General features: G+C 65.8%; 23 protein-coding genes and 1 pseudogene. 16 read left to right on the top strand and 8 right to left on the bottom strand.

Annotated features, from left to right (window positions below):
- Positions 1–52: 52 nt before the first annotated feature.
- Positions 53–229, top strand: a complete 177-nt coding sequence (locus tag H7A76_RS05860) for a hypothetical protein (protein ID WP_022642106.1) — start codon at positions 53–55, stop codon at positions 227–229.
- 1 nt (position 230) lies between these two features.
- Here H7A76_RS05860 and H7A76_RS05855 read toward each other — a convergent pair whose 3' ends face one another.
- Together H7A76_RS05855 and H7A76_RS05850 are read right to left on the bottom strand one after the other, a co-directional pair.
- The gene (locus H7A76_RS05855; RefSeq protein ID WP_185697626.1) at positions 231–1,427 is read right to left on the bottom strand and encodes a Bcr/CflA family multidrug efflux MFS transporter; all 1,197 of its coding nucleotides are present in this window, start codon (positions 1,425–1,427) and stop codon (positions 231–233) included.
- Positions 1,428–1,510: 83 nt separating this feature from the next.
- A complete protein-coding gene (locus H7A76_RS05850) occupies positions 1,511–1,708 on the bottom strand; it encodes a heavy-metal-associated domain-containing protein (protein ID WP_185697625.1) in 198 nt (65 codons plus the stop codon).
- A 146-nt stretch (positions 1,709–1,854) separates the two neighbouring features.
- Between H7A76_RS05850 and H7A76_RS05845 the strand changes: the two genes are divergently transcribed.
- From H7A76_RS05845 to cueR, 3 genes are all read left to right on the top strand, one after another.
- The gene (locus H7A76_RS05845; RefSeq protein ID WP_185697624.1) at positions 1,855–2,238 is read left to right on the top strand and encodes a hypothetical protein; all 384 of its coding nucleotides are present in this window, start codon (positions 1,855–1,857) and stop codon (positions 2,236–2,238) included.
- Positions 2,239–2,377: 139 nt separating this feature from the next.
- Complete coding sequence (locus tag H7A76_RS05840; protein ID WP_185697623.1) at positions 2,378–4,774, top strand: heavy metal translocating P-type ATPase; 2,397 nt, start codon at positions 2,378–2,380, stop codon at positions 4,772–4,774.
- Complete coding sequence (gene cueR, locus H7A76_RS05835) at positions 4,771–5,175, top strand: Cu(I)-responsive transcriptional regulator (RefSeq protein ID WP_185697622.1); 405 nt, start codon at positions 4,771–4,773, stop codon at positions 5,173–5,175. The genes H7A76_RS05840 and cueR overlap by 4 nt, the downstream gene beginning before the upstream one ends.
- A gap of 178 nt (positions 5,176–5,353) precedes the next feature.
- Here cueR and H7A76_RS05830 read toward each other — a convergent pair whose 3' ends face one another.
- The gene (locus H7A76_RS05830) at positions 5,354–6,250 is read right to left on the bottom strand and encodes a PA4780 family RIO1-like protein kinase (protein ID WP_185697621.1); all 897 of its coding nucleotides are present in this window, start codon (positions 6,248–6,250) and stop codon (positions 5,354–5,356) included.
- Positions 6,251–6,648: 398 nt separating this feature from the next.
- Here H7A76_RS05830 and H7A76_RS32740 point away from each other — a divergent pair.
- Together H7A76_RS32740 and H7A76_RS32735 are read left to right on the top strand one after the other, a co-directional pair.
- Positions 6,649–7,737: pseudogene (locus H7A76_RS32740) on the top strand (cache domain-containing protein); the annotation flags it as partial.
- A 90-nt stretch (positions 7,738–7,827) separates the two neighbouring features.
- Positions 7,828–8,595 (top strand): methyl-accepting chemotaxis protein, encoded by a 768-nt coding sequence (locus H7A76_RS32735; protein ID WP_371857902.1) that lies wholly within the window; start codon positions 7,828–7,830, stop codon positions 8,593–8,595.
- Positions 8,596–8,637: 42 nt separating this feature from the next.
- On the opposite strand, the gene H7A76_RS05820 is transcribed toward H7A76_RS32735, so the two are convergent.
- The gene (locus H7A76_RS05820) at positions 8,638–9,915 is read right to left on the bottom strand and encodes an acetyl-CoA C-acetyltransferase (RefSeq protein WP_185697619.1); all 1,278 of its coding nucleotides are present in this window, start codon (positions 9,913–9,915) and stop codon (positions 8,638–8,640) included.
- 162 nt (positions 9,916–10,077) lie between these two features.
- Here H7A76_RS05820 and H7A76_RS05815 point away from each other — a divergent pair, with 162 nt between their 5' ends.
- Both H7A76_RS05815 and H7A76_RS05810 read left to right on the top strand, forming a co-directional pair.
- A complete protein-coding gene (locus H7A76_RS05815) occupies positions 10,078–11,430 on the top strand; it encodes a 3-oxoacyl-ACP reductase (RefSeq protein WP_185697618.1) in 1,353 nt (450 codons plus the stop codon).
- A gap of 2 nt (positions 11,431–11,432) precedes the next feature.
- Complete coding sequence (locus H7A76_RS05810) at positions 11,433–12,296, top strand: MaoC family dehydratase (RefSeq protein WP_185697617.1); 864 nt, start codon at positions 11,433–11,435, stop codon at positions 12,294–12,296.
- 6 nt (positions 12,297–12,302) lie between these two features.
- On the opposite strand, the gene H7A76_RS05805 is transcribed toward H7A76_RS05810, so the two are convergent.
- A complete protein-coding gene (locus H7A76_RS05805; protein ID WP_185697616.1) occupies positions 12,303–12,752 on the bottom strand; it encodes a DMT family transporter in 450 nt (149 codons plus the stop codon).
- A 390-nt stretch (positions 12,753–13,142) separates the two neighbouring features.
- Between H7A76_RS05805 and H7A76_RS05800 the strand changes: the two genes are divergently transcribed.
- Together H7A76_RS05800 and H7A76_RS05795 are read left to right on the top strand one after the other, a co-directional pair.
- Positions 13,143–14,786, top strand: coding sequence for a collagen-like triple helix repeat-containing protein (locus H7A76_RS05800; RefSeq protein ID WP_185697615.1), 1,644 nt, complete (start codon positions 13,143–13,145; stop codon positions 14,784–14,786).
- 189 nt (positions 14,787–14,975) lie between these two features.
- Positions 14,976–16,652, top strand: coding sequence for a ShlB/FhaC/HecB family hemolysin secretion/activation protein (locus H7A76_RS05795; RefSeq protein ID WP_185697614.1), 1,677 nt, complete (start codon positions 14,976–14,978; stop codon positions 16,650–16,652).
- 112 nt (positions 16,653–16,764) lie between these two features.
- Here the strand turns inward: H7A76_RS05795 and H7A76_RS05790 are convergent, their stop codons facing one another.
- Genes H7A76_RS05790 through H7A76_RS05780 form a run of 3 tightly spaced genes read right to left on the bottom strand, consistent with a single transcriptional unit; the run spans position 16,765 to position 17,694 of the window.
- Positions 16,765–17,178 (bottom strand): response regulator, encoded by a 414-nt coding sequence (locus H7A76_RS05790; RefSeq protein WP_185697613.1) that lies wholly within the window; start codon positions 17,176–17,178, stop codon positions 16,765–16,767.
- Positions 17,179–17,235: 57 nt separating this feature from the next.
- A complete protein-coding gene (locus H7A76_RS05785) occupies positions 17,236–17,442 on the bottom strand; it encodes a Flp family type IVb pilin (protein ID WP_185697612.1) in 207 nt (68 codons plus the stop codon).
- Positions 17,443–17,487: 45 nt separating this feature from the next.
- Positions 17,488–17,694, bottom strand: a complete 207-nt coding sequence (locus H7A76_RS05780) for a Flp family type IVb pilin (protein ID WP_185697611.1) — start codon at positions 17,692–17,694, stop codon at positions 17,488–17,490.
- A 337-nt stretch (positions 17,695–18,031) separates the two neighbouring features.
- Here H7A76_RS05780 and cpaB point away from each other — a divergent pair, with 337 nt between their 5' ends.
- Genes cpaB through H7A76_RS05750 form a run of 6 tightly spaced genes read left to right on the top strand, consistent with a single transcriptional unit; the run spans position 18,032 to position 24,467 of the window.
- Complete coding sequence (cpaB, locus tag H7A76_RS05775) at positions 18,032–18,970, top strand: Flp pilus assembly protein CpaB (protein ID WP_185697610.1); 939 nt, start codon at positions 18,032–18,034, stop codon at positions 18,968–18,970.
- A 19-nt stretch (positions 18,971–18,989) separates the two neighbouring features.
- Positions 18,990–20,225: a type II and III secretion system protein family protein gene (locus tag H7A76_RS05770; RefSeq protein WP_185697609.1), complete on the top strand. Its 1,236-nt coding sequence runs from the start codon at positions 18,990–18,992 to the stop codon at positions 20,223–20,225.
- The gene (locus tag H7A76_RS05765) at positions 20,222–21,415 is read left to right on the top strand and encodes a pilus assembly protein (protein WP_185697608.1); all 1,194 of its coding nucleotides are present in this window, start codon (positions 20,222–20,224) and stop codon (positions 21,413–21,415) included. Before H7A76_RS05770 ends, H7A76_RS05765 begins: the two co-directional genes overlap by 4 nt.
- Entirely contained in the window at positions 21,412–22,683 is a 1,272-nt protein-coding gene (locus tag H7A76_RS05760) for a CpaF family protein (protein WP_185697607.1), read from the top strand. Before H7A76_RS05765 ends, H7A76_RS05760 begins: the two co-directional genes overlap by 4 nt.
- Positions 22,684–22,699: 16 nt before the next feature.
- Positions 22,700–23,581, top strand: a complete 882-nt coding sequence (locus H7A76_RS05755; RefSeq protein WP_185697606.1) for a type II secretion system F family protein — start codon at positions 22,700–22,702, stop codon at positions 23,579–23,581.
- Position 23,582: 1 nt separating this feature from the next.
- A complete protein-coding gene (locus tag H7A76_RS05750) occupies positions 23,583–24,467 on the top strand; it encodes a type II secretion system F family protein (RefSeq protein ID WP_185697605.1) in 885 nt (294 codons plus the stop codon).
- Positions 24,468–24,477 lie beyond the last annotated feature (10 nt).

Here is a 24,477-nt window from a genome sequence, read left to right as displayed (position 1 = left end):
TCTACACTGGGGCTCCCTTGCAGTGCAGTCTTTTACCGTTAGGAGGTCAGCAATGAAGATCCTGATAAAAGAATTGGCAACCCCTCAAGGCTCCCAATGGCAAGTGCGCCTGGACCAGCACGCCGTGACATTCCGCAGCGAGGCCGAGGCCCGGGCCTTCACCCAGACCCTGCAGGGCCGGCTGCAAGCCCCGCATACGATTCCCCAGCCACAACGCGCCGCCGGTTGACTCAGCGATTGGCGGCCTGCAGTGCCCGGGCGTTCTGCAAGCGCCGGGTCATGGCCGCCATGCTCGCCGCCAGCACGCCACACAGGCAGATGACCATCGCCATCGGCGTGGCGCTGCCGTCGTGCAGCACGCCCACCAGGTAGGCCGCGCCCGCGGCCACACTGAACTGCAGGCACCCCAGCAGCGCCGAGGCGCTGCCAGCCCGTGCGCCCTGGCCATTCATGGCACAGGCCGCGGCGTTGGGGATGATGCACCCCAGGCTGGCGATGCATACGAACAGCGGTAGCAGCAGCGGCCACAGCGCCGCGGTATGCAAGGCACTGATGCCCAGTAGGGTCAGGCCCGCAGCCAGGTAGATCCACACGGTACGGACCAACAGGAAGGCCGGTCCGCGCTTGGCCAGCAACCGCGCGTTGACCTGGGCCACCAGGATGAATCCACCAGCATTGATCCCGAAGAACCAGCCGAAATGCTCCGCTGGCACCCCATAGAGCTTGATGAGAACGAAGGGCGAACCGGCGATATAGGAGAACATCCCGGCAATGGCGATCCCGCCGGTCAGGGCATGGCCCAGGTACACCCGGTCCTTGAGCAGCAGGCTGTACTGGTACAGCGCCCCGGACAACGGCAGGCGCGGCCGATCCGCCGGCATGCTTTCCGGCAAGCCCAGGGCCACCGCCAGCCCGGACAGGGCGCTGAACAGCGTGAGCATGATGAAGATCGACTGCCAGCCATGCAGATTGACCAGCAGGCCACCGAGCATCGGCGCCAGGATCGGCGCCAGGCCCATCACCAGCATCAGTTGCGAGAACACCTTGGCCGAACCCACGGCGTCGCATGTGTCGCTGACCACCGCCCGGGAAATCACCATCCCGGCGCAACCGCCCAGGGCCTGGACGAAGCGCGCAGCGATCAGCCATTCCAGGCTCGGCGCATAGGCGCAAGCCACCGACGCCAAGGTGAACAATCCCACCCCGGCCAGCAGCGGCGGACGACGGCCGAAGCGATCGGCCAGCGGCCCGTAGAGCAGTTGCCCGATGGACAGGCCCAGGAAGTAGGCAGCCAGGGTCAGCTGGACGTGCTTTTCATCGGTGGCGAACGCCTGGGCCATCGCCGGGAAAGCCGGCAGGTAGAAGTCGATGGCCAAAGGGCCGAATGCGCTCAGGGCGCCGAGAATCAAGATAATGCGTAGGTTCATGGCATCCAAGCGAGCGTCGGGTCAGCGGCCAGATAGTTTATCCGTGCTTGGACGCCTTGAACATTCCGATAGGCCGCTAACGATCAGGCGACCTGCACCGCATAACCTTCTTCGCTGATCAGGCGGACCACTTCATCGTTGGACAGGCGGCTCTCGACCCCCACTTCCTTGGCCGCCAGGTCCACCCGCACGGTGGCTGCCGGATCCTGGCTCTGCAAGGCCTGGGTGATGGCTCGCACGCAGTGGCCGCAGGACATGCCTTGAACGTTGAATACTTGCATTGCGCTTCTCCTGTGTTGAAGTTGGGCAGAGTCTTGGCCTTGCCACCATGGCAAGGTCAAGTTCCAGCGCAACCTGCCGGGCTGGAAATCGACGCCGCGCTCGGCCAAGCTTCACTCCTTATGTCATCAAAGCGGGAGATTCAGCCATGCGCTGGTCAACTTTCAGCCTCGTCGGCCTGCTGGGCCTGTGCGCGGCGGTGCCAGCGGCCCTGGCCGCCGGCGAGGATTACGGCGTACTGATCATTTCCAGGGAGCGGCTGGAAGTCGCCACCTCCTGTGAAATCGGCCTATACATCCAGGACCAGCTGGCCGGCCGGCTGTTCCAGGAACAGAGCACGTCCTTCAACCTGCCCGCAGGCAAGGTGGCGCTGAGCCTGAAGCTGCTACCGGGCCAGGCGCCAGGCTGCAATGCCGGCATGCTGGCGCCCAACGCCCAGGAGGTCAGCCTCAGGGCTGGCGAAGTACTGAAATACCGCATCGCCACCAGCCCCTCCGGCCTGTATCTCAAGCCTGCCTCCCTGGGCTACTGACAGCTCGCCCGGCGTCCATCGGTGCCGGGCCTGTGCATGTTCTCCCTGGGACAAAATGAAGCACCCGCGCAATGCCCCTTGACCTTGCCTGCGTGGCAAGGTTGATCCTGTAGCCAACCGTCTACAGGGAGTGGTCTCCATGTCCGATTCAATCACCTTCAACCTGCCGATCGCCGGCATGACCTGCGCCAGCTGCGCCGGACGCGTGGAACGCGCCCTGGGCAAGGTCGCCGGCGCCGCTGCGGTGAGCGTCAACCTGGCCACGGAACAGGCCCGGGTCGAGGCACCGGGAGGCAGCCTGCCAGCCTTGCTGGCCGCCGTGGAAAACGCGGGCTATAGCGTGCCCGTGCAGAGCCTGGAACTGAGCATCGGCGGCATGACCTGCGCCACCTGCGCCGGCCGCGTCGAGCGCGCCTTGAGCAAGGTGGCGGGGGTGCGCAGCGCCAGCGTCAACCTGGCCACCGAGCGGGCCCACCTGGAGCTGCTGGGCCAGGTCGATCCGGCGCAATTGATCGAGGCCGTAACCAAAGCCGGTTATTCCGCCAGCCTGTGGCAGGCCGAGCAACGCCATGACGGCGATCCCGGGCAACACCTGCGCCGCGAGCGCTGGAGCCTGGCACTGGCCATCTTGCTGGCCCTGCCATTGGTGCTGCCAATGCTGGTGGAGCCCTTCGGCCTGCACTGGATGCTCCCGGCCTGGGCCCAGTTCGCCCTGGCCACGCCCGTGCAATTCATCTTCGGCGCACGCTTCTACGTGGCGGCCTGGAAAGCCGTGCGCGCCGGCAGCGGCAACATGGACCTGCTGGTGGCCCTGGGCACCAGCGCCGGCTATGGCCTGAGCCTCTATGAGTGGGCCACGGCCGCGCCGGGCAGCATGCCGCACCTGTACTTCGAAGCCTCGGCGGTGGTCATCGCCCTGGTGCTGCTGGGCAAGTACCTGGAAAGTCGCGCCAAGCGCCAGACCGCCAGCGCCATCCGCGCCCTGGAGGCCCTGCGGCCGGAGCGGGCGATCCAGGTGATCGACGGCCGCGAACAGGAAGTGGCCATCAGCGCCCTGCGCCTGGGCGACCTGGTGCTAGTCAAGCCCGGCGAGCGCTTCGCGGTGGACGGCGAAGTCGTCGAAGGCCAGAGCCACGCCGATGAGGCCCTGATCAGCGGCGAAAGCCTGCCGGTGCCCAAGCAGCCCGGCGACAAGGTCACCGGCGGCGCCATCAACGGCGAGGGCCGATTGCTTGTGCGCACCCAGGCCCTGGGCGCGGAAACCGTGCTGGCACGGATCATCCGCCTGGTGGAGGACGCCCAGGCCGGCAAGGCGCCGATCCAGAAACTGGTGGACAAGGTCAGCCAGGTATTCGTGCCCACCGTGCTGGTGCTGGCGCTGGTTACCCTGGTGGGCTGGTGGTTGGCCGGCGCCTCCCTGGAAACCGCCCTGATCAACGCCGTGGCCGTGCTGGTGATCGCCTGCCCCTGCGCCCTGGGCCTGGCCACCCCCACCGCGATCATGGCCGGTACCGGCGTCGCCGCGCGCCACGGCATCCTGATCAAGGACGCCGAAGCCCTGGAACGGGCCCATGAGGTCAGCTCGGTGGTGTTCGACAAGACCGGCACCCTCACCTCGGGCACCCCGCGCATCGCCCATATGCAAGCCGTGGATGGCAATGACGACAGCCTCCTGCAACTGGCCGGCGCCTTGCAGCGCGGCAGCGAACACCCATTGGCCAAAGCCGTGCTGGACCTGTGCCAGGAGCGCCAGCTGGCGGTCGCCGATGTCAGTGCCAGCCAGTCCCTGACCGGCCGTGGCATCGCCGGCACCCTCCAGGGCCGGCAACTGGCCCTGGGCAACCGTCGCCTGCTGGAAGAAAGCGGCCTGAACCCGGGCGACCTGGCCCAGGCCGCCAAGGACTGGGAGCACGAAGGCCGGACCCTGTCCTGGCTGATCGAGCAAAGCCCGCAATCCCGGGTACTGGGCCTGTTCGCCTTCGGCGACACGCTCAAGCCCGGCGCCCTGCAGGCGGTGCAGCAGCTCAGCGCGCGGCACATCAGCAGCCACCTGCTGACCGGTGACAACCGCGGCAGCGCCAAGGTGGTAGCCGATGCCCTGGGCATCACCGACGTCCACGCCGAAGTGCTGCCCGCGGACAAGGCCGCCACCGTGGCCGAACTGAAGAAAAGCGGGGTGGTGGCCATGGTCGGCGACGGCATCAATGACGCCCCGGCCCTGGCCGCCGCGGATATCGGCATTGCCATGGGCGGCGGCACCGACGTGGCCATGCACGCGGCCGGTATCACTTTGATGCGCGGCGAGCCACGCTTGATCCCGGCCGCCCTGGAGATCAGCCGCAAGACCTACGGCAAGATCCGCCAGAACCTGTTCTGGGCCTTCGTCTACAACCTGATCGGCATTCCCCTGGCCGCCTTCGGCCTGCTCAACCCAGTGCTCGCCGGCGCGGCCATGGCCTTGTCCAGCGTCAGCGTGGTGAGCAATGCGCTACTGTTGAAAACCTGGAAACCCAAAGACCTGGAGAATGCCGGATGAACATCGGCCAAGCAGCGCGCAAGAGCGGCCTGAGCGCCAAGATGATCCGCTACTACGAGTCCATCGGCCTGCTCAAGCCGGCCCACCGCAGCGACAGCGGCTATCGCCTGTACGGCAACGAAGACCTGCACAGCCTGGCCTTCATCAAACGCTCCCGGGACCTGGGCTTCTCCCTGGAGGAAGTGGGCAAGCTGCTGACCCTGTGGCAGGACCGCCAGCGAGCCAGCGCCGACGTGAAGGCCCTGGCGCGCCAGCACATCGACGAGTTGAACCAGAAGATCCGCGAACTGGCGGGCCTGCGCGACACCCTGCAAGACCTGGTGGAGCACTGCCACGGCGACCACCGCCCGGAGTGCCCGATCCTCAAGGAGCTGGCCTCCGGCAGTTGTTGTGGATCTTGAGTGCGACATGCTTGGTGTAGCCGCTGCCGCAGGCTGCGCACGGGCGCGCAGCGCTCGCAAGATCGAGTCCTGAAGGTCCTGCGGACTTTGGCGCAGCCTCGCAGGCTCGACAGCGGCTAAAGGGAGCCGAGGTGGTCTGCAGAAATGAAAAATCCGGCCTCGGCCGGATTTTTCATGGTCACTGCATCCAGGGCGGAGACGGTGGCTCATCGGATTTGCCCGCCGGTCTTTCGTCCTCGGCACGAGCGGCCCGGCGACGCTCCTCGTCGAAACGCGCCGCTTCGATTTCGCGCATCACGCTGCCCACGTCCGCCCGCTGCTGGGAGTCGGCGAACTCACCGGTCAGCACGCTGCCCGGATGCAGGGCGCCCGCCTCGTACAAGGCCCACATCTCCTTGGCATAGCGGGTGCGCTTGAGCTCCGGGGCGAAACGTCCGAAGTAGGCGGCCATGTTGCCGACGTCGCGCTCGAGCATGCTGAAGGCATGGTTGTTACCGGCCGCATCCACCGCCTGGGGCAAGTCGATGATCACCGGCCCTTGCGGTCCCAGCAGCACGTTGAACTCGGACAGGTCGCCGTGCACCAGGCCGGTGCACAACATCAGCACGATCTGGGAAATCAGGAAGGCGTGGTATTCACGCGCCTGTTCCGGCTCCAGCACCACATCGTTCAAGCGTGGCGCGGCATCGCCGTATTCGTCGGCCACCAGTTCCATGAGCAACACGCCTTCGAGGAAATCGAACGGCTTGGGCACCCGGACCCCGGCATTGGCCAGGCGGAACAGCGCGGCCACCTCGGCGTTCTGCCAAGCTTCCTCGGCCTCCTTGCGCCCGAACTTCGAGCCCTTGGCCATGGCCCGAGCCTGGCGGCTGTTGCGAACCTTGCGCCCCTCCTGGTACTCCGCTGCCTGGCGGAAACTGCGTTTGTTGGCCTCCTTGTAGACCTTGGCGCAACGTATCTCCTTACCGCAGCGCACCACATACACAGCTGCTTCCTTGCCACTCATGAGTGGACGCAGCACTTCGTCTACCAGACCGTCTTCGATCAGCGGTTCAATGCGTTTTGGAGTCTTCATCAGCTTTTATTCTGGTTCCCTTGTTACCAAACACGCGAAAGTCACTCGTTATACGGCAATCCTCCCACGACGGGAAAGAGCTGCCGGTCTCCCCTGCCCGACAATGCACGCAATATGCCGCTCCAGCCCTTGACCGCCGGTGGACAACGCCGGCCGGGCGCCCGGGAGCAGGATTTTTCTGCCTGCCGACTCAATTTTCCACAGCCTGGGCCGAAGCCCTTAGAGACAAGGGAGTTTGTCCGACAATCCAATAATGACGTCAGCATCCGGCCAAGGTTCGATCACGCCTGCCGCAACCGCTCCAGGGATGGCAACCGTACAGACTCCAAGCTGCCCAGGGTTCCGCGAGCGCCTACGCTTCGTGGACAGACAAGACAACAAGAAAAACCGGAGCGCAGATGAACATCAGACAAAAACTCACCTGGGCCTTTGCCGTCATCGCCTGCCTCCCCGTGGTGCTGGTCGCCACGCTGGTGGTGATGAACCTGCGCAGCGATGCCGAGGACGGCTTCGTCGACAGCAGCAATCGCGAGATCCGCCAAGTGGCCAACGCCATGCAGCTGTTCTTCGAGGGCATCAGCCAGAACATCGATTACCTGGCGGCCCAACCCTTGCTCACCCAGGCTGGCGACAACCTCAAGACCTGGATGAACGCCGAAGCCGCCAAGGCCCCCGAAGGCGAGCAGGACAAGCGCATCTTCGAACTGTTCGCCGCCATGGCCGCCAGCCATCCGGCTTATTCCTACGTGTCCTACGGCGTGAGCAATGGCGGCTACGTCTCCTGGCCCGCCGACCTGAAGCTGAGCAACTACGACCCCCGTGTACGCCCCTGGTACCAGACCGCCCAGGCCAATCCGGGCAAGACCCTGCGCACCGCGGCCTACTACTGGGCCAACGACGATGCGGTGCTGGTCAGCACCGTGCGCTCCCTGGGCAACCAGTTGGGCGCCCAAGGCGGCGTGGTCGCGGTCGACGTCTCGCTCAAGCAACTCACCGAGATCGTCAAGCAGATCAAGCTGGGCGAATCCGGCTACCTGATGCTCCTGGAAAACAACGGCACCATCCTGGTGGACCCCAAGCAACCGGAGCACAACTTCAAGACCCTGGGCAGCCTCGGCGGCGGCTACGAGCAACTGGCCAAGGCCGGCAAGGGCCTGGTGCACGTGGAGCTGGGTGGCAAGCGCTACATGGCCAACATCTGGCCTTCCGAACAACTGGGCTGGACCTTCATCGGCCTGATCCAGCAGGACGAAGTCATGGGCCAGGCGACCCAGCTGACCTGGATCATCGCCATCATCGCCGGGGTCCTGGCGGTGTTGTTCGCCGTGTTCGGCGCCAGTTTCGCCGGCCTCATCGTGCGTCCGATCCGGGGCGTGGCCAGCGGCCTGGAAGGCATCGCCCAGGGCGAGGGCGACCTGACCCGCAGCCTGGACATCCGCGGCCGCGATGAAACCGCGCAACTGGCCAATTGGTTCAACCAGTTCCTCGCGGCGATCCGCAAGCTGATCCAGAACATCGGCCAGGCCGCCCAGAAGATCCTCGCCACCTCCCACTCCTCGACCCAGGTCTCCAGCGACATGGCCGAGGCCGCCGGACGCCAGCGCGAAGCCGTGGACATGGTGTCCACCGCGTTCCATGAAATGGTCGCCACGGCCAACGAAGTGGCACGCTCCTGCAGCCAGGCCGCCGAATCCGCCGACAGCGGCCAGCGCCAGGCCCGCGAAGGCCAGCAGCAGATCGACGCAGCGGTGCACAGCGTCGATCGCCTGAGCCAGGAGATCGAACAATCGGCGCAATCGATGCAGCAACTCGAGCGCGACAGCAACGATATCCAGTCGATCCTCGGCACCATCCGCTCCATCGCCGAGCAGACCAACCTGCTGGCCCTCAACGCCGCCATCGAGGCCGCGCGCGCCGGCGAACAGGGCCGTGGTTTTGCCGTGGTGGCCGACGAGGTCAGGGCGCTGGCCAAGCGCACCGCCGACTCCACCGCCGAGATCGACGGCCTGCTGGGCAACCTGGCCAAGCGCACCAGCGCGGTGACCCAACAGATGCATGCCAGCCTGGAAGTGTCCCAGCAATCGGTGGAGCGCATTGGCCTGGCGCGCAACAGCTTCGGCCAGATCCGCGAATCGGTGGATGTGATCCGCGACATGAACACCCAGATCGCCACCGCCGCCGAAGAACAGCATCAAGTGGCCGAAGACATCAACCGGCACATCAGCCAGATCCATGGTGACGCACAACTGGTGGCGGAACTGGCCAACTCGGCGCGCCTGGACTCCCAGAGCCTGGCGGACCTGTCCAACGAGCTGGACGGCCTGGTCCGGCGCTTCAAGACCTGACCCGTGGCGGCGAGGGGAATGCCCCTCGCCTGGCCGGCGCCGTCAGCGCTCGACGATGGCCGTCACGCCCTGCCCGCCCGCGGCACAGATCGAGATCAACCCACGCCCCTGGCCGGCCACGCTCAACAGCTTGGCCAGGTTGGCGACGATGCGCCCGCCGGTGGCGGCGAAAGGATGTCCCGCCGCCAGGGAGCTGCCCTTGATATTGAGCCGCGAACGATCGATCGCACCCAAGGGCGCCTCCAGGCCCAGGCGCGACTTGCAGTACTGCGGGTCTTGCCAGGCCTTGAGGGTGCACAGCACCTGGGCGGCGAAGGCTTCGTGGATCTCGTAGTAGTCGAAGTCCTGCAGGCTCAAGCCGTTGCGTGCCAGAAGGCGTGGCACGGCGTACACCGGAGCCATCAGCAAGCCTTCGGCGCCATGGACGAAGTCCACCGCTGCCGCCTCGCCGTCACGCAGGTAGGCCAGGATCGGCAGGCCGCGCTCCCGGGCCCATGGCTCGCTGCCCAACAACACCAGGGAGGCGCCGTCGGTCAGGGGCGTCGAGTTGCCGGCAGTGAGGGTGCCCTGGCCGCTGCGGTCGAACGCCGGCTTGAGTCCGGCGAGCTGGTCCAGGGTCAGGTCCGGGCGCAGGTTGTTGTCCCGGGTCAGGCCGAGGAACGGCGTCAGCAGGTCATCGTGCCAGCCCTCGGCATAGGCCGCGGCCATGTGCAGGTGGCTGTCCAGGGCGAGCTGGTCCTGCGCGTCCCGGGGAATGCCCCAGGCCTTGGCCATCTGCTCGCAGTGCTCGCCCATGGACAAGCCCGTACGCGGCTCGCCGTTGCGCGGCAACTCCGGCTTGAGGTGGCGCGGGCGCACCTGGGACAAGACCTTGAGCTTGTCACCCAGGCCCTTGGCCCGGTTGGCCTGGAGCAGGATCTTGCGCAGCCCTTCGTTGACCCCGATCGGCGCATCGCTGGTGGTGTCGACACCGCCGGCGATGCCGCAGTCGATCTGCCCCAGGGCGATCTTGTTGGCCACCAGCAGCACCGCCTCCAGGCCCGTGCCGCAGGCCTGCTGGATGTCATAGGCCGGGGTGGTGGGCGACAGCCGCGAGCCCAGCACGCATTCGCGGGTCAGGTTGAAATCCCGGGAGTGCTTGAGCACCGCTCCGGCCGCCACCTCGCCGATGCGCAGCCCATGCAGGTTGTAGCGCTCGATCAGGCCCTCGAGGGCAGCGGTGAGCATGGCCTGGTTGCTGGCGGTGGCGTAGGGACCGTTGGAACGGGCGAAGGGGATACGGTTGCCGCCGATGATCGCGACGCGACGCAGTTGTGTCATGGAAAGCTCCCTGTTCGGTGAATGCGACTGCGGTGGGTATCTGCTCCACCAGCGTAGGTTCTCATCCGGCGCCTGCTCGACCCTGGAAGGAAAACCTCCGATCGAACGACCCGAAGCCATTCGTGGTCCACACTTTGAACCCCAACCCGCGGAGTGCGTTCCATGTCCGACCGTTATATCGACTTCGCCAACTCGGGCATCGGCCAGCGCCTGGTCGGGGCCCTTGGCCTGCCCTCGCCGGCGCGCCTGGAGCGCTGGCAGGCTGGCCGCCTGCGGCCCATCGAAGGTGCCTTGCTGATCGGCGGCGGCCCCCTGGCGCGACAGGTGGCGGACCTCGCGCCACGCCTGACCGATGCGATCTACAGCTATGGCAGCGACCCGGCCCTGGCCGGCCCCTGGATTCCCGGACACGGTCCCAGGCTCAAGGCCGTGGTGTTCGACGCCAGCGAACTACTGCAGATCGACCAGCTCAAGCAATTGCGCGAATTCTTCCAGCCGCTGCTGCGCAACCTGGCGCCCAGTGCCCACTTGGTGCTGCTCGGGCGCCCGCCGCAAAGCCTGGACGCGCCTTTCGCCGCCAGTGCCCAGCGAGCCCTGGAAGGCTTCAGCCGTTCCCTGGCCAAGGAGTTGCGCAACGGCGCCACCCTGCAGCTGTTGTATGTGGGGGCCGGCGCCGAAGACCAACTGGAGGGCGCATTGCGCTTCTTCCTTTCGCCCAAGAGCGCCTTCGTTTCCGGCCAGGTGCTGCACCTGCAGCCCTGCACCGCCCAGGTCCGGGACTGGAGCCGGCCGCTGGCCGGGCGCAAGGCCCTGGTCACCGGAGCGGCCCGGGGCATCGGCGCGGCCATCGCCGAGACCCTGGCCCGGGATGGCGCCCAGGTGCTGTTGCTCGACGTGCCCCAGGCCCGGGCCGACCTCGAGGCCCTGGCCGCACGCCTTGGCGGGCAGGCCATCAGCCTGGATATCTGCGCCGAAGACGCAGCGCCAAGGTTGCTCGAACAGTTGCCCCAGGGCCTGGACATCCTGGTGCATAACGCCGGCATCACCCGGGACAAGACCCTGGCCAACATGACTCCGGAATACTGGGATGCGGTGCTGGCGGTCAATCTCGGGGCACCGCAGGTACTGACCCAGGCGCTGCTGGACAGCCAGTGCCTGCACGAGCACGGCCGGGTGATCCTGCTGGCCTCCATCAGTGGTATCGCCGGCAACCGCGGCCAGACCAACTACGCCGCCAGCAAGGCCGGGCTGATCGGCCTGGCCCAGGCCTGGGCGCCACGGCTCAAGGCCCGGGACATCAGCATCAATGCCGTGGCCCCGGGGTTCATCGAGACCAGGATGACCGCCAGCGTACCCTTCGCCTTGCGCGAGGCCGGGCGACGCATGAGTTCCCTGGGCCAGGGCGGCCTGCCCCAGGATGTCGCCGAAGCCGTGGCCTGGCTCGCCCAGCCCGGGAGCGGCGCGGTCAGCGGGCAGGCCCTGCGGGTCTGCGGTCAAAGCGTGCTGGGAGCGTGAAGATGACAGGACACTGGCATGAGCTGAACATCCCCGCGCCACTGCCGACGCTGTTTCTCAAGGCCGCCTTGCGGCGCAAGATCAGCGGCACGCACTTGCCCGACCAGGGCCTGCGTTGCTGGATCAGCCTCGACCCCGGGCAACTGGCGGCCTACCGCAAGGTCTGCGGGTTTACCGACAACGGCCTGCTGCCCGCCACCTACCCCCATGTGCTGGCGTTCCCGCTGCAGATGCAACTGCTGACCGCCAGCGACTTCCCCTTTCCCTTGCTGGGGCTGGTGCACCTGGGCAACCGGATCCGCGTGCTACGGCCCATGGGCAATGTCAGCAGCGTGCGGGTCGGGGTCCGGGTGGATAACCTGCGCGCCCACGCCAAGGGCGCGACCTTCGACCTGGTGACCAGCATCGACGACCTGCTGGGGCCGCTCTGGGAAGCCCGCGGCGAGATGCTTTGTCGCGGGGTCAAGCTGGCCGCTTCCGGGCCAGCGGCCCCCTCTGCCGAGCGTGAGCCAGGCCCAGGCCTGGAGGCCGTGGCCAACTGGCGGGCGGAGAGCGCTATCGGCCGGCGCTATGCCAAGGTATCGGGCGACTACAACCCGATCCACCTGAGCGCCTGGAGCGCGCGACCGTTCGGTTTTCCCCGAGCCATCGCCCACGGCCTGTGGAGCAAGGCCCGAACCCTGGCGGCACTGGAGCAGCACCTGCCCACGGCGGGCGTGCAGATCACGGTGCGCTTCGCCAAGCCCCTGCTGCTACCCGGCGAAGTGCGGCTGCTGGCCAGCGCCGCCGGCCCCAGCGGCGAGTTGCAACTGCTGGGCAAGGGCGAACTGCAACATATGCAGGGAGACTGGCAACCACTGCCCTGAACGCCGTCACCCTCGGCGAATCAGCACCACCCCCAGGATGATCAGCAGCAATCCGGCCATCTTGCCGAGGCTGATCGGCGCCTCGCGAAACCCCGCCCAACCGAAGTGGTCCAGGGTCAGGGCCATGCTCAACTGGCCGGCCAATACCAATGTCATGAACAGCAAGGCGCCAACGCGCGGCCCGGCAAACGCCGCGACGGTGATGAAGAACGCCCCCATCAAGCCCCCGCACCAATGCCACCAGGTCAGCCCCTTGAGGGCGCTCAACGATGGCGTCTCCCGCTGTATCAGCACCAGGAGCAGCAACGCCACAGTGCCGACGAAGAAGGAAATCATCGCCGCGGCGAACACGCTACCGACCTGCTTGGCCAACTGGCCATTGACCCCGGCTTGCAAGGCAATCAGGGCACCGGCAACGAACGGCAGGCACAGTAGCCACCAGACTGGAGTCAACATCGAAAGCTCCCACAAAAATTAAGGCGCGCAGTATAAGCCAGTGCCTCGACTGGCAACACGGGCCGGCCAGCGCTCCAGCCAGGCTTTTCGCCCTATTAATTGTATGTATATAACTTTGGTCGAGAGCCATCAGCGGCGCTGCCCCGCAAGCTCATTAGTTGTTGTTTTAGATAATCTTTCTTGAATACACACAGACTCTTTCAATACTTTCAGGCTATTCATTTATAAACATCTGGCAGACGAAAAATAAGTCATTAATACCAACTTCATAATTGTTCGAAGTTCCCTTCGCGACTTTCATCTGGACAACGGACGACGACATCTCCAGCAGCAGAACTGGCGAGCCATCGAAAACAACAGACGTTGTCACAGGTGCAAGGAACAACTCTCATGAACATTCAATCCGGATGGAAGACGTTAACGGCCCTGACCATGATCCTGACCCTCAGCCTGGCCGGCTGCAGCGGTGGCGGCGGTGGCCACAAGAGTGGCGGCGGCAGTTCTTCATCGCCCGCCAGTACCGATAGCGGCACTGGTGGCACTGGCGGTGGTACCGGCGGGACAGGCGGTGGCACGGGTGGCGGAACCGGTGGTACCGGCGGGACAGGCGGTGGTACGGGTGGCGGAACCGGTGGTACCGGCGGAACAGGCGGTGGTACGGGTGGCGGAACCGGTGGTACCGGCGGAACAGGCGGGACGGGAGGAACAGGCAGCACCGGCACACCCCTGACCACCAGCAGCCTGGTATCGGACCTGGGCACCACCATCAGCGGTGTCGGCACCGGAGTCAGCGGCGTGGGCGACTCTCTGAGCGGCACCCCCGTAGTCGGCGGCGTGGTGCAAAGCGCAGTCAATACCACCGGCAACGTGGTGGATACCGTGGGTGATGGCCTGACCGATGGCCTGGGCAAGCTGGGTACCGATACCAAGGCCCTGAGCAAGACCACCGCCACCGTCGGCAACGTGGTCAGCGACGTCGGTACCGGGGTCACCGATCTGAGTGGCAAGCTGGCCACCAGCACCCAGAGCGTGCCGGTAGTCGGCGGCGTGGTGACTCGGGTCGCCCCGACGCTTGGCAGTGTCGGCGCCCGAGTGACCATGCTCGGCAATACCCTGAGCACCACCACCAGCAGCGGCCCCCTGGGCACCCTGACCGATAACCTGGGTAACCAGGCCCTGGTGCCGGTGGTCAGCATGGCCGAAGGCCTGACCGGCAAACTGGGTAGCACCACAGGCCTCGGGACTCCGGTCAACGGCTTGCTCAGCGGCGTGGCCCAGGCAGTGGACGGCACCGGCGACAAGGTCAGCGGCGCCGGCAATGGCAGTCCGGTGACCAACCTGCTGGGTACCGCCCTGAACAACACTGGCGCCAGCGTGGGCACCGCCGGCGGCTACCTGGCCAGCTCCGGCTCCGGAAGCGGTACGGGTAGTGGTGGCACTGGGCTCAACAACGGCCTGCTGGAGACCGTGGGCGGCGCCGTGGCCAACCTGAGCAACGGCCTGAACGCCGGCAACACCAACGGTACCGTCAGCGCTGGCGGTGTCACCGGTGCCTCCGCCGGTGGCCTAGTGGCCTCGGTCGGTGGCGCCCTGGGTGGTAGCGGTACTCCCAACCTGGTGGTCACCGCACCACTGGCCAGCGTCGGAGCCAGTGTCGGCTCGGCACTCAATCCAGTCACCAACGCGGCCAGCGGCCTGACCCAGCAAGTGGGTGCAGCCACCGGCACCGGAGCACCGGTCGCCGGCCTGCTGAACCAGGTGGGCGGTGCGGTGAGCAACGTCGGTACCAGCCTCGCCGGCAGCACCGGCACCGGCCAGACCGGTACGGCACTGGGTGGCACCCTGAACGCGGTGGGCGGCACCGTGGCCGCGGCAGGCGGCCTGGTCAACGGCGGTACCGCTCCCAGCGGTGGCCTGCTGGGTAACTTGAATATCGGGGCTTCCGCCAGTGGCGGCGCCTCGACCGGAACCACCAGCGGTGGCCTGGGCGGCGTGGTGGGAGGCCTCACAGGCGCCTTGGGCGGCACTCGATAATTTGCACCTGGCCGATTCGACGGCCCCACCTACAGCGCCTACGCTTGGTTGAAGGCGGGAGATTCAAATGGGTCTCTCGCCTTTTTGTTCATCCTGGGCACGACATTACTGCGCCGCCCCGAGCCTGTAGCCGACGGCCACCAGGCATGAGCACCTTGGCATCGCCGCAATTCGACCATGGAGTGTCCTATGCGTATGTTGGCCAGCTTGTTGTTACTCGGGTGCTGCTCCAGCGCCTATGCCGACTCCCTGCCGCGCTTTCTCAACAACAACGACAGTATCAACAACCTGCCGACCCCCAACCTGCCAGTGGACGCTTACCGTCCGACCAGCCCGAAACTGCAGCTTCCCGACGAGCCTACGGCGCCCAAGGGCCAGCAACCGTTGCAGATGGGCACCAAGCTCACCGTGCGCCAGCTGCAGATCGAAGGCGGCACTGTCTATCCCCTGGAAGAGCTGGCGGCCATCTACCGGCCGCTGATCGGCCATGAGGTCAGCTTCAGCCAACTGATAGAGGCTACGCGCAGCATCACCCAGCGCTATCAGGACGACGGCTACCTGCTGTCCTACGCGTTCATTCCACAGCAACGTTTCGACCAGGGCACCTTGCGGATCGTACTGGTGGAGGGATACATCCGCGACTACCAGTTGCAGGGCGATATCGGCCCGGTGTCGGCCTATCTGGACAAGCTGGTGGCCAAGCTCAAGGCCGAGCGGCCGCTGACCCGCAAGACCTTCGAACGCTACACCACGCTGATGAGCCGGGTGCCCGGGGTAACGTTGCAAGCCGTGGTGCCACCACCGGGCACCACCGATGGCGCGACCGGACTGGTGGCCGTGGCCAGCCGCAAACCCATCACCACCACCCTCAACAGCAACCAGGACAACCGCAATGGCATGCAAGCCCTGGTGGGCATCACCAGCAACTCGCAGACCGCCTGGGGCGAGCAGTTGACCCTCAGCGGGCTATTCCCGCCAGGCAAGGACAAGGAGCACTACTACCGCCTGGACTACAACCAGCTCCTGGGCTCGGAGGGCACCCAGCTGAGCCTGTACGGTGCGCGCTACCGTGCAGATCCGCATAGCGACATCCTGCTCAGCAACGGCCTGGTGCTGGAACCCCATCGCGAGAACGACCGGTTCTCCATTGGGGTCAGCCACCCTTTCATCGCCTCGCCCAACGAGATGCTCACCCTCGGTACACGCCTGTACGCGGTGAACGACAAGACCCGCTATCGGGTGAATGGCCTGCCTTTGTCAGTGGAAGAAAAGACCGACATTCGCGCCCTGGCCTTGGAAGGCGACTGGAGCAAGTCGGACCAACGCCAGCTACGGATCCTCAGCGCCGGCCTGTACCGCGGCCTCGACAGCATGGGCGCCAAGACCAACAACACCCTCTACGACCTGGACTTCTTCCGTGTGCGCCTGGCCGGCGTGCAGAGCAATCGCTTCCTCGACAACTGGCAGGGCGTGCTGTCCGGCGCCCTGTACTGGAGCCGGGACAACTTGCCGGACAGCGAACGGGCCAGCTTCGGCGGCCAGAACTTCGCCCGGGGCTACCCCGATGACCAGACCACCGGCGACAAGGGCTGGGGCGTGGCCTATGAGGTCAACTACAGCTTCAACCGCGAAGGAACCTGGGTCCGGGTGCTGCAGCCCTACGTGGTGCTGGATCGCTCCAAGACCTGGTTCAACGAACTGCCAGTCAGGGGCAGCAGCCTGTCGTCGGCCGCCGTCGGCCTGCGCTTTGGCGACACCAAGCACTACAACATCGCCGTGGAAGCCGCCAAGCCCATGTCCGACGAAGCCCTGGACACCTACAACCGCCGGCCGCGCTACAGCCTGAGCTTCAGCTACCAGCTCTGAACGAACAGTTGCGTGACTTTTGGCCCGCTTCGGCGGGCCTTTTTTTGCCGCCCTGCCAGGTCGCGAGGACACCAAGGCCCCGGCAATCCGGGACCCATGGCGAGAAAGGGGATCAGGGCCCGACGACCTGTAGCCGGGGCTCGGGAAACAGGTTGTTGAGGGTTTCCAGCAGGCGCACGTGATAGATCGGCTTGCGGAACAGGTCCAGGACCTGCAGGCGCAACAGGTCGCTGACATCGTCCATGTCGGCATGACCCGACATGACGATGACCGGCAGGTGCTGGCGCGAAGTGTGCTCGCGCAGGCGCTTGATCAACGACAAGCCGCTCTCCTCCGGCATGCGCAGGTCGGTGATGACCAGCGCAATATCCGGATGGCGGGTGAGATGGTCCAGGGCCAGCTTCACCGAGAGGGCGGTGAAACAGGTGAAACCCTCGCCTTCCAGCAGTTCGGCGAGTTCCATCAGTGCATCTTCTTCGTCATCCACAAGAAGCAGTTGCTGGCGTGGGGTGGAGGGAGTGTTCATGAATCCTGCCTTGAGCTGACTGTCCGACGGCCTTCGCTGCTGTTGCAGTCACAGGCCTCAAGGTGTGGGGCGTGTAACCGCCGTTCCTCCCAGGGCAGTGAGAATGTTGTTGAAGATCGCCAGAACCCGGTCGCCCATTGGGGTGACGAATACGACCACGACCACGGCGACCATCGCCACCACGATCGCGTATTCGATGGCCGAGGCGCCCTCGGTCCGAGCCAGCAGCAGTCGCGCGCGAAGCAGCAGATATTCAAGCGACATCAGGTACCTCCTCGCTGCATAACGCAGCCATGCAGTCTCGCTGGCTCACGGCGTGGGACGGGTGACGGCAGTGCCTCCAAGGGTAGTCAGTACGTTGTTGAAGATGGCGAGTACCTTGTTACCCAGCGGCGTCACGAATGCCACCACGACCACGGCGACCATCGCCACCACGATGGCGTACTCGATGGCCGAGGCACCTTCGGTACGGTCAAGAAACAGGCGCGCCCTGAGCAACAAATATTGAAGGATCATCCTAGCTCTCCTTTGCGCCAGACGGCGCCGGGGTAACCGCACCGAACCCATTTCCCCGGTGCCAATTGAGCATTGTCAACAAAACAGGGCCCAGCAACTGTAAGAACGGATTAATCACTAAGTATTAGTCGGAAGGTAAACGCCAGAAATCCAGACAGTGTTGAGAGCGTTGTACTTTTGTCAGCTATTTTTTGGCCAGGTAATGGCATTTCGTCCTAGCTCTACTACCTTCACATAGCGAAATAGTTGCATGTTCATAGCTGCCTGATTGCGAATCGACTCGTTTGGAATCACGGGCTGTCACGGGCTGTAGTGCAGCAGGAAAGGGAGAGCCCTCATGAACAGTCGCGTCACTATCGGCCTGGCAGGACTTCTTTTGCTCGGTGCGGTGTTTTTCGGGTACTGGGGCCTGGTGCTCAGCCGTCAACCCGAACCTGCTCCAGCCGTAGCACCACCCCCCACTCCCAGCACCGTCGTGGAGCAGACCGCCAGCACCGCCCAGGACCAGACGCGCCAGCCGGTGGTGGTGCTGGTGCACGACGTACCACCGTTCGTGCCCCTGGCCGCCGGCGACCTGGCCCTGGAAAAACTGCGCACCGCACCGCCCGGCAGTCTCAGCGCCATCGACCAGGCCGTGGGCCGTACCCCCTGGCGCCAGCTGAGCGCCGGCACCTGGCTCAACGAGCAGAGCTTCGCCAGCGGTGGTGCCCTGGCCCGGATGATCCACAGCGATGAGCGGGCACTGGCGGTGGCGGTCGACGAAGTGATCGGCGCAGCAGGCCAACTGAGCCCCGGCGACTATGTGGACGTACTGCTGTTCCTGCGCCAGGACAACGCCAACCCGCAACAGTCGGCGCAGATCGCCGTACCGGCGATCCGCGTGTTGGCCGTGGGTGAACAACTGGGGCTGACCAACGATGGCCAGCCGGGCAACGCCCTGAGCAATGAGGAACGGCTCAAGCAGGATCAGCGCCGGATCAATGCTCGTACCGTGGTCCTGGCGGTGCCCGAGCAACTGCTGAGCCGGATGATGCTGGCCACCCAGGTCGGCGTGCTGCGCCTGGCGGTGCGCAGCAGCGAGGAGCAGCGCCTGGCCCACTACTGGGCCGGCAACGAAGAGGCGGTCGAGCACCTGGATACCGCCAGCAGCAACCTGTTCCAGTTCACCCAACTGGCCCTGGGCAGCGCGCCCCGCAGCCCGGTCGCCCAAGGCGCCGCGCCACGCCCGGCGGTGGAGGTGATCCGTGGCAACCAGGTCACCCAACAGACCCCCTGATTGAGCAAGGATGCAATACATGCGCAGTCGTTCCACGCCGACCTTCATCGCGCTGCTGGCCCTGGGCCAACTGCTCTGGAACCCGGTCCAGGCCGCTCCGGCAACGGGCTGCTCGGGCCTGCTCCCGTTGCCCGCGGTGTTGGAAGTCGGCGAAGGCCTGCAACAACAGCTGCAGTCGCCAGTGGCGATTACCCGGCTGGCGGTGGGCGACCCAAAGATCGCCGACGTCCAGGCCACCGGCGACCGGGCCTTCTTGCTTACCGGCATGGGCCAGGGAGCCACCAGCCTGATGGTCTGGACCGCCTGCTCCAGCACCCCGCGCCAGAGCATGGTGTTCGTCGAGGGCCGGGCCAGCACCGATATGCAGGCTGCTCGCGTATCAAGGGCCGATGAAGCGCCACTGCCCAGCCAGGTGCAGACCGACATCCGCTTCGTCGAGGTCAGCCGGACCAAGCTCAAGGAGGCCAGCGTCTCGCTGTTCGGCCGCGGGCACAATTTCCTGATCGGCTCGCCCAATACCGCCCCGGTCACCAGCGGCACCTCCGGCAGCACCACGCCAGTCTTCGGCAGCATCCCGCTGAACAATGACTCGTTCAACATCGGCTTCGGCGGCGGCCGGGTGCTGACCCTGATCAACGCCCTGGAAGGCAGCGGTTTCGCCTATACCCTGGCCCGGCCGAGCCTGCTGGCCCTCAACGGCCAGAGCGCGAGCTTCCTCGCCGGAGGCGAGATCCCCATCCCGGTGCCCAGCACCGGCAGCAACAGCGTGACCATCGAATACAAGGAGTTCGGCATCCGCCTGACCCTGACCCCCACCATCGTCGATCGCGGGCGCATCTCGCTGAAGGTGGCCCCCGAGGTCAGCGAGCTGGACTACAGCAACTCCGTGGCCATCGCCGGTACCCGGGTGCCAGCCCTGACCATCCGCCGTACCGATACCAGCATCTCCCTGGCCGACGGCGAGAGCTTCGTCATCAGCGGCCTGATCAGCACTCGCAACAGCTCCCAGGTCAACAAGTTTCCCGGGCTGGGCGACGTGCCGGTGCTCGGCGCCTTCTTTCGCGACAACTCCATCAGCCGCGAGGAACGCGAACTGCTGATGGTGGTCACCCCGCACCTGGTCCAGCCCCTGGCGGCGGATGCCAAGCTGCCGGCCCTGCCCGGCGAGCGCCTGCGCAACTACGATCCGAACTTCTATCGCATGTTCTTCCTGGAGAACGGCAACTTCGATAAACGCAGTGGGTTGTCGCAATGAGCCAGAACCAGAACCTGAGCCAGACCTTCCTCGCCATCACCCGCAACAGCACCGACCTGGAGTGGCTGCAAGGCGCTCTGGCGCCCCTGGGCCAGGTGGTGGGCGCCGATGGCAGCCTGGACGAGTTGCTGGCGCTGGTGGACGTGACCTGCGCCAACCTGGTGTTCGTCGGCCTCGACCGCGAGCACGTGGTGGCCCAGGCGGCGCTGATCGAGGGCGCCCTGGAGGCCAAGCCAATGCTGGCGATCGTCGCCCTGGGCGATGGCATGGACAACCAGCTGGTGCTCAACGCCATGCGCGCCGGGGCCCGCGATTTCGTCGCCTATGGCTCACGCTCCAGCGAAGTCGCCGGGCTGGTCCGGCGCTTGAGCAAGCGCCTGCCGGCCGTCACCCCCAGCACCCAGCTAGGCGGCCTGACCGTGCTCTACGGCGCCCAAAGCGATGGCGACGGCGCGCTACTGGCCGGACACTTGGCATTGGTGGTGCAGAAGAGCGGCCAGCAGACCCTGCTGCTGGACCTGGGACTGCCCCGGGGCGACAGCCTGGCCCTGCTGGGCCTGGAGAGCTCGTTCCACTTCGGCGATGCCTTGCGCCATCTGCGCCGCCTGGATGCCACCCTGATCGACAGCGCCTTCACCAGCGCCGAGGCCGGATTGCGGATCCTCGCCTACGCCAGCCACGACGAGCCCCTGGAGCACACCAGCGCGGCGGAGCTGTACATGCTGCTCAGCGCCCTGCGCCAGCACTTCCAGCACATCGTGGTGAACCTCGTGGGACAACCGGACAGCGAGGCCCTGCGCACCTTCGTCAGCCACTGCGACAAGCTGCTGTGGTGCACCGACCAGAACGTGCTCGACTGCCGGCGCAACCTGGAGGTGCTCAACCACTGGCGGGAAAAGGGCATGAAGCTGGAGCACGCGCGCCTGTTGGTGGACCGCTACCTGCGCTCGGTCGCCCCGGACTCCGACACCCTGGGCAAGACCTTCGGCCTGGAGGTGATCGCGGTACTGGCGTTCAGCCCCGAGCTGCGTCTGAACGCCAAGAACCAGGGCGTCACCCTGTTCGAGCTGGGCCCGCGCGAACAACTGACACAAGCCCTGCGGACCCTGGGCGAACGCCTGGCCAAACGCTCCCAAGGCCTGCCCCAGCCCAAGGCCGGCTGGCTGAACCGGATCATGGGGGGCCGATGAGCGGAGAACAACTCTTTGGCGCGTCGAACCGCGCCAGCGGCAACGCCGACCACGAAGGCCTGAAGCTGGTCCTGCATCGCTACATCATCGATGCCATCGAGGAGTCGGGAAAGAACCTGCTGGAAAGCTCGCGGCAGAACCTCTCGCAGTTCGTCACCGACAAGGTGGCCGAATACATCGCGCGCATGCACCTGGCCATTTCCCGCTACGAAATGGAACGCCTGGCGGAGGAGATCGTCGATGAGCTGACCGGCTTCGGCCCCCTGGAAGTGCTGCTGCGCGATCCGGCGGTGACCGAGATCCTGGTCAACGGTCCGCACCGGGTCTTCGTCGAACGCGACGGAGTGCTGCACCAGAGCGACCTGCGCTTCATCGACGCGCACCACGTGGAGCGCGTGATGCAACGGATCCTCGCGCCATTGGGGCGGCGCCTCGACGAGTCTTCGCCGATGGTCGATGCGCGCCTGCCAGACGGCAGCCGGGTCAACGCGATCATTCCGCCGATCGCCCTGGACGGACCGTGCCTGTCGATCCGCAAGTTTCGCAAGGACATGCTCAAGAGCAGCGACCTGATCGCCATGCAGACCATCGACCAGGCGATCTTCGAGTTTCTCCAGGACGCGGTGGGCAAGCGCTGCAACATTCTCATCAGCGGCGGCACCGGCACCGGCAAGACCACCTTGCTGAACATCCTCAGCCAACTGATCAACCCCCATGAACGCCTGGTGACCATCGAGGACGTGGCCGAGTTGCAACTGGGCCATCCCCATGTGGTGCGCCTGGAGACCCGTCCGCCCAACGCCGAGGGCCATGGCGAGGTCAAGGCCAGCGACCTGATCCGCAACGCCCTGCGGATGCGCCCGGACCGCATCATCCTCGGCGAGATCCGCGGCGTGGAGGTGCTGGACGTGCTGACCGCGATGAACACCGGCCACGACGGCTCCATGAGTACGGTGCATGCCAACAATGCCCAGGATGCCCTGCTGCGCCTGGAGACCCTGGTGGGCCTGACCGGCCGCCACGTCGCCGAGCGCACCCTGCGGCAGATGATCTGCGCGGCCCTGGACGTGGTGATCCAGCTCAGCCGCCTGCCCGACGGCCGCCGCTGCGTCAGCGAGGTGGTGGAAGTGGTGGGCATCCGCGACGACATCTATGTCACCAACACCCTGTTCCGCCTGGATCGGCGTACCGGCTTCGGTTTCCTGCGCGAGGCGCTCAACCCCGCCGGGGACAAGCTGCGCCGGGAAGTCGGGCTGGGCCTGAATTGAACCGTCGGGGCGAGCCATGATCGCGCTGCTGCTGACCCTGATCTGCCTGGTCTTGCTGGGACTGTCCGGGTGGACGTTCTATCACGGCATACGCAAGACCGAACGCGAGCGGGTGCTCACCCGTTTGGCCGAGGGACAGCCCCACCAGGCACCACCCCCCAAATCCTGGAGCGGCCTGGAACGCGCCTTCGCCCGCGCCGGCCTGGGCCAGCCCGGCGAACGCCTGGGGTGGTGGCTGGCAGCCTGGGCCCTGTGCATGCTGCTGGGCTACCTGGCGGCCGGCTGGCTCGGCCTGCTGGGCGCCGCCCTGGGGCCACCCATGGCGCTGCGCCTGTACGTCAGCTGGCGCTACCAGCGGCGGATCAAGCGCATGATCGAACAGCTGCCACCCTTGCTGGATCACAGCGTGCGCAGCCTGAAGTCGGGGCGAACCCTGGCGGATGCGGTACTGGGAGCCATCGAATCGAGCAGCGACCCACTCAAGCAAGCCATGGGCCGAGTGCAGCGCAACGTACAACTGGGGGTCAACCTGCCGGAGGCGGTCAGCGACTTCGCCGAGTTCTACGATCAGGACGAACTGCGCATGTTCGCCCTGGGCCTGAAGGTCAACCATCGCTACGGCGGCAATGCCAGCGAGCTGCTGGAGAACCTGATCAAGTTGATCCGCGAGCGCGAGCAAGGGGCCCGGCAACTGAGCGCGATGACCGGGGAAACCCGCATGACCGCCTGGGTCCTGGGTGCCTTGCCGTTGTTGCTGGTGGGCTACTTCATGTTCAGTAACCCCGGCTACATGCTCGGCATGTGGCATGACCCCACCGGACAGAAGCTGCTGATCACCGCCGTGTGCCTGCAGATCGTCGGCTGCCTCGCGCTGTGGCGCATGCTGAGGAGTATCTGAAGTGTTGCTGCTAGCGGCGCTGCTGCTGTTCCTCGGAGCCGCGTTGTTGCTTGGCAACATCGTGCTGGAGCAGCGCCGGCGCGAGCGCCAGGTGGCCCAACGGCTGCAGGGCCACATGACCCGCGACAGTCGCCTGGGCAGTTGGCTGCGCCAGCTTGGCGAAAGCCGCTTCGGCCAACGCGCGGTGAGCATGGACAGCGAGACCCAAGTGCTGCTGAACCGCCTGGGCTGGCGCCGCGCCAACCAGCGTTCGCTATTCGCCGCCCTGCAACTGGCCACGCCACTGGTGGTGGTCTGCCTGACCCTGCTCATCCAGGAAGTGGCCTACTCCCAGACCGCGAACCAGTGGCTGTTGCCGATGCTTTCCGCCGGTGTCGGTTACCTGCTACCCAAGCGCGCCCTGGCCTACTTCGCCCAACGCAGGCAGAAACACCTCGCCCTGGAGATCTCCACGTTCATCCCACTGCTGCGCATCCTGTTCGAATCGGGCATGGCCGTGGAACAGGCACTGCGGGTGCTGAGTACCGAGGCGCAGAAACTGCTGCCTGAGCTGACCCATGAATTGCGCCTGATCCTGGCACGGGTCGACTCCGGCCTGGAACTGGGCCACGAACTCAACCAGACCGCGGTGCTGCTGGCGGTGGATGAGTTCACCGACACCTGCGTGATTCTCCAGCAATTGATCCTGCAAGGCGGTGGTGCGATGAAATCGCTGCAGGCGCTCAAGCAGTTGCTGGATGACCGGCGCCTGACTCGCTTGCAGGAATACATCTCGAAAATGTCGGCCAAAATGTCGGTGGTGATGATGCTGTTCCTCTTCCCCGCCCTGTTGATCGTCCTGGCCGGGCCGGGCTTCACCGCCATCGCCCGGGCCTTCGCATCCTAGAGGAAACCTG

It is taken from the genome of Pseudomonas sp. MSSRFD41, assembly GCF_014230245.1.
In the GTDB taxonomy this organism is placed as follows: Bacteria; Pseudomonadota; Gammaproteobacteria; order Pseudomonadales; family Pseudomonadaceae; genus Aquipseudomonas; species Aquipseudomonas piscis.
This window is presented reverse-complemented; position numbering and strand designations above follow the sequence as displayed.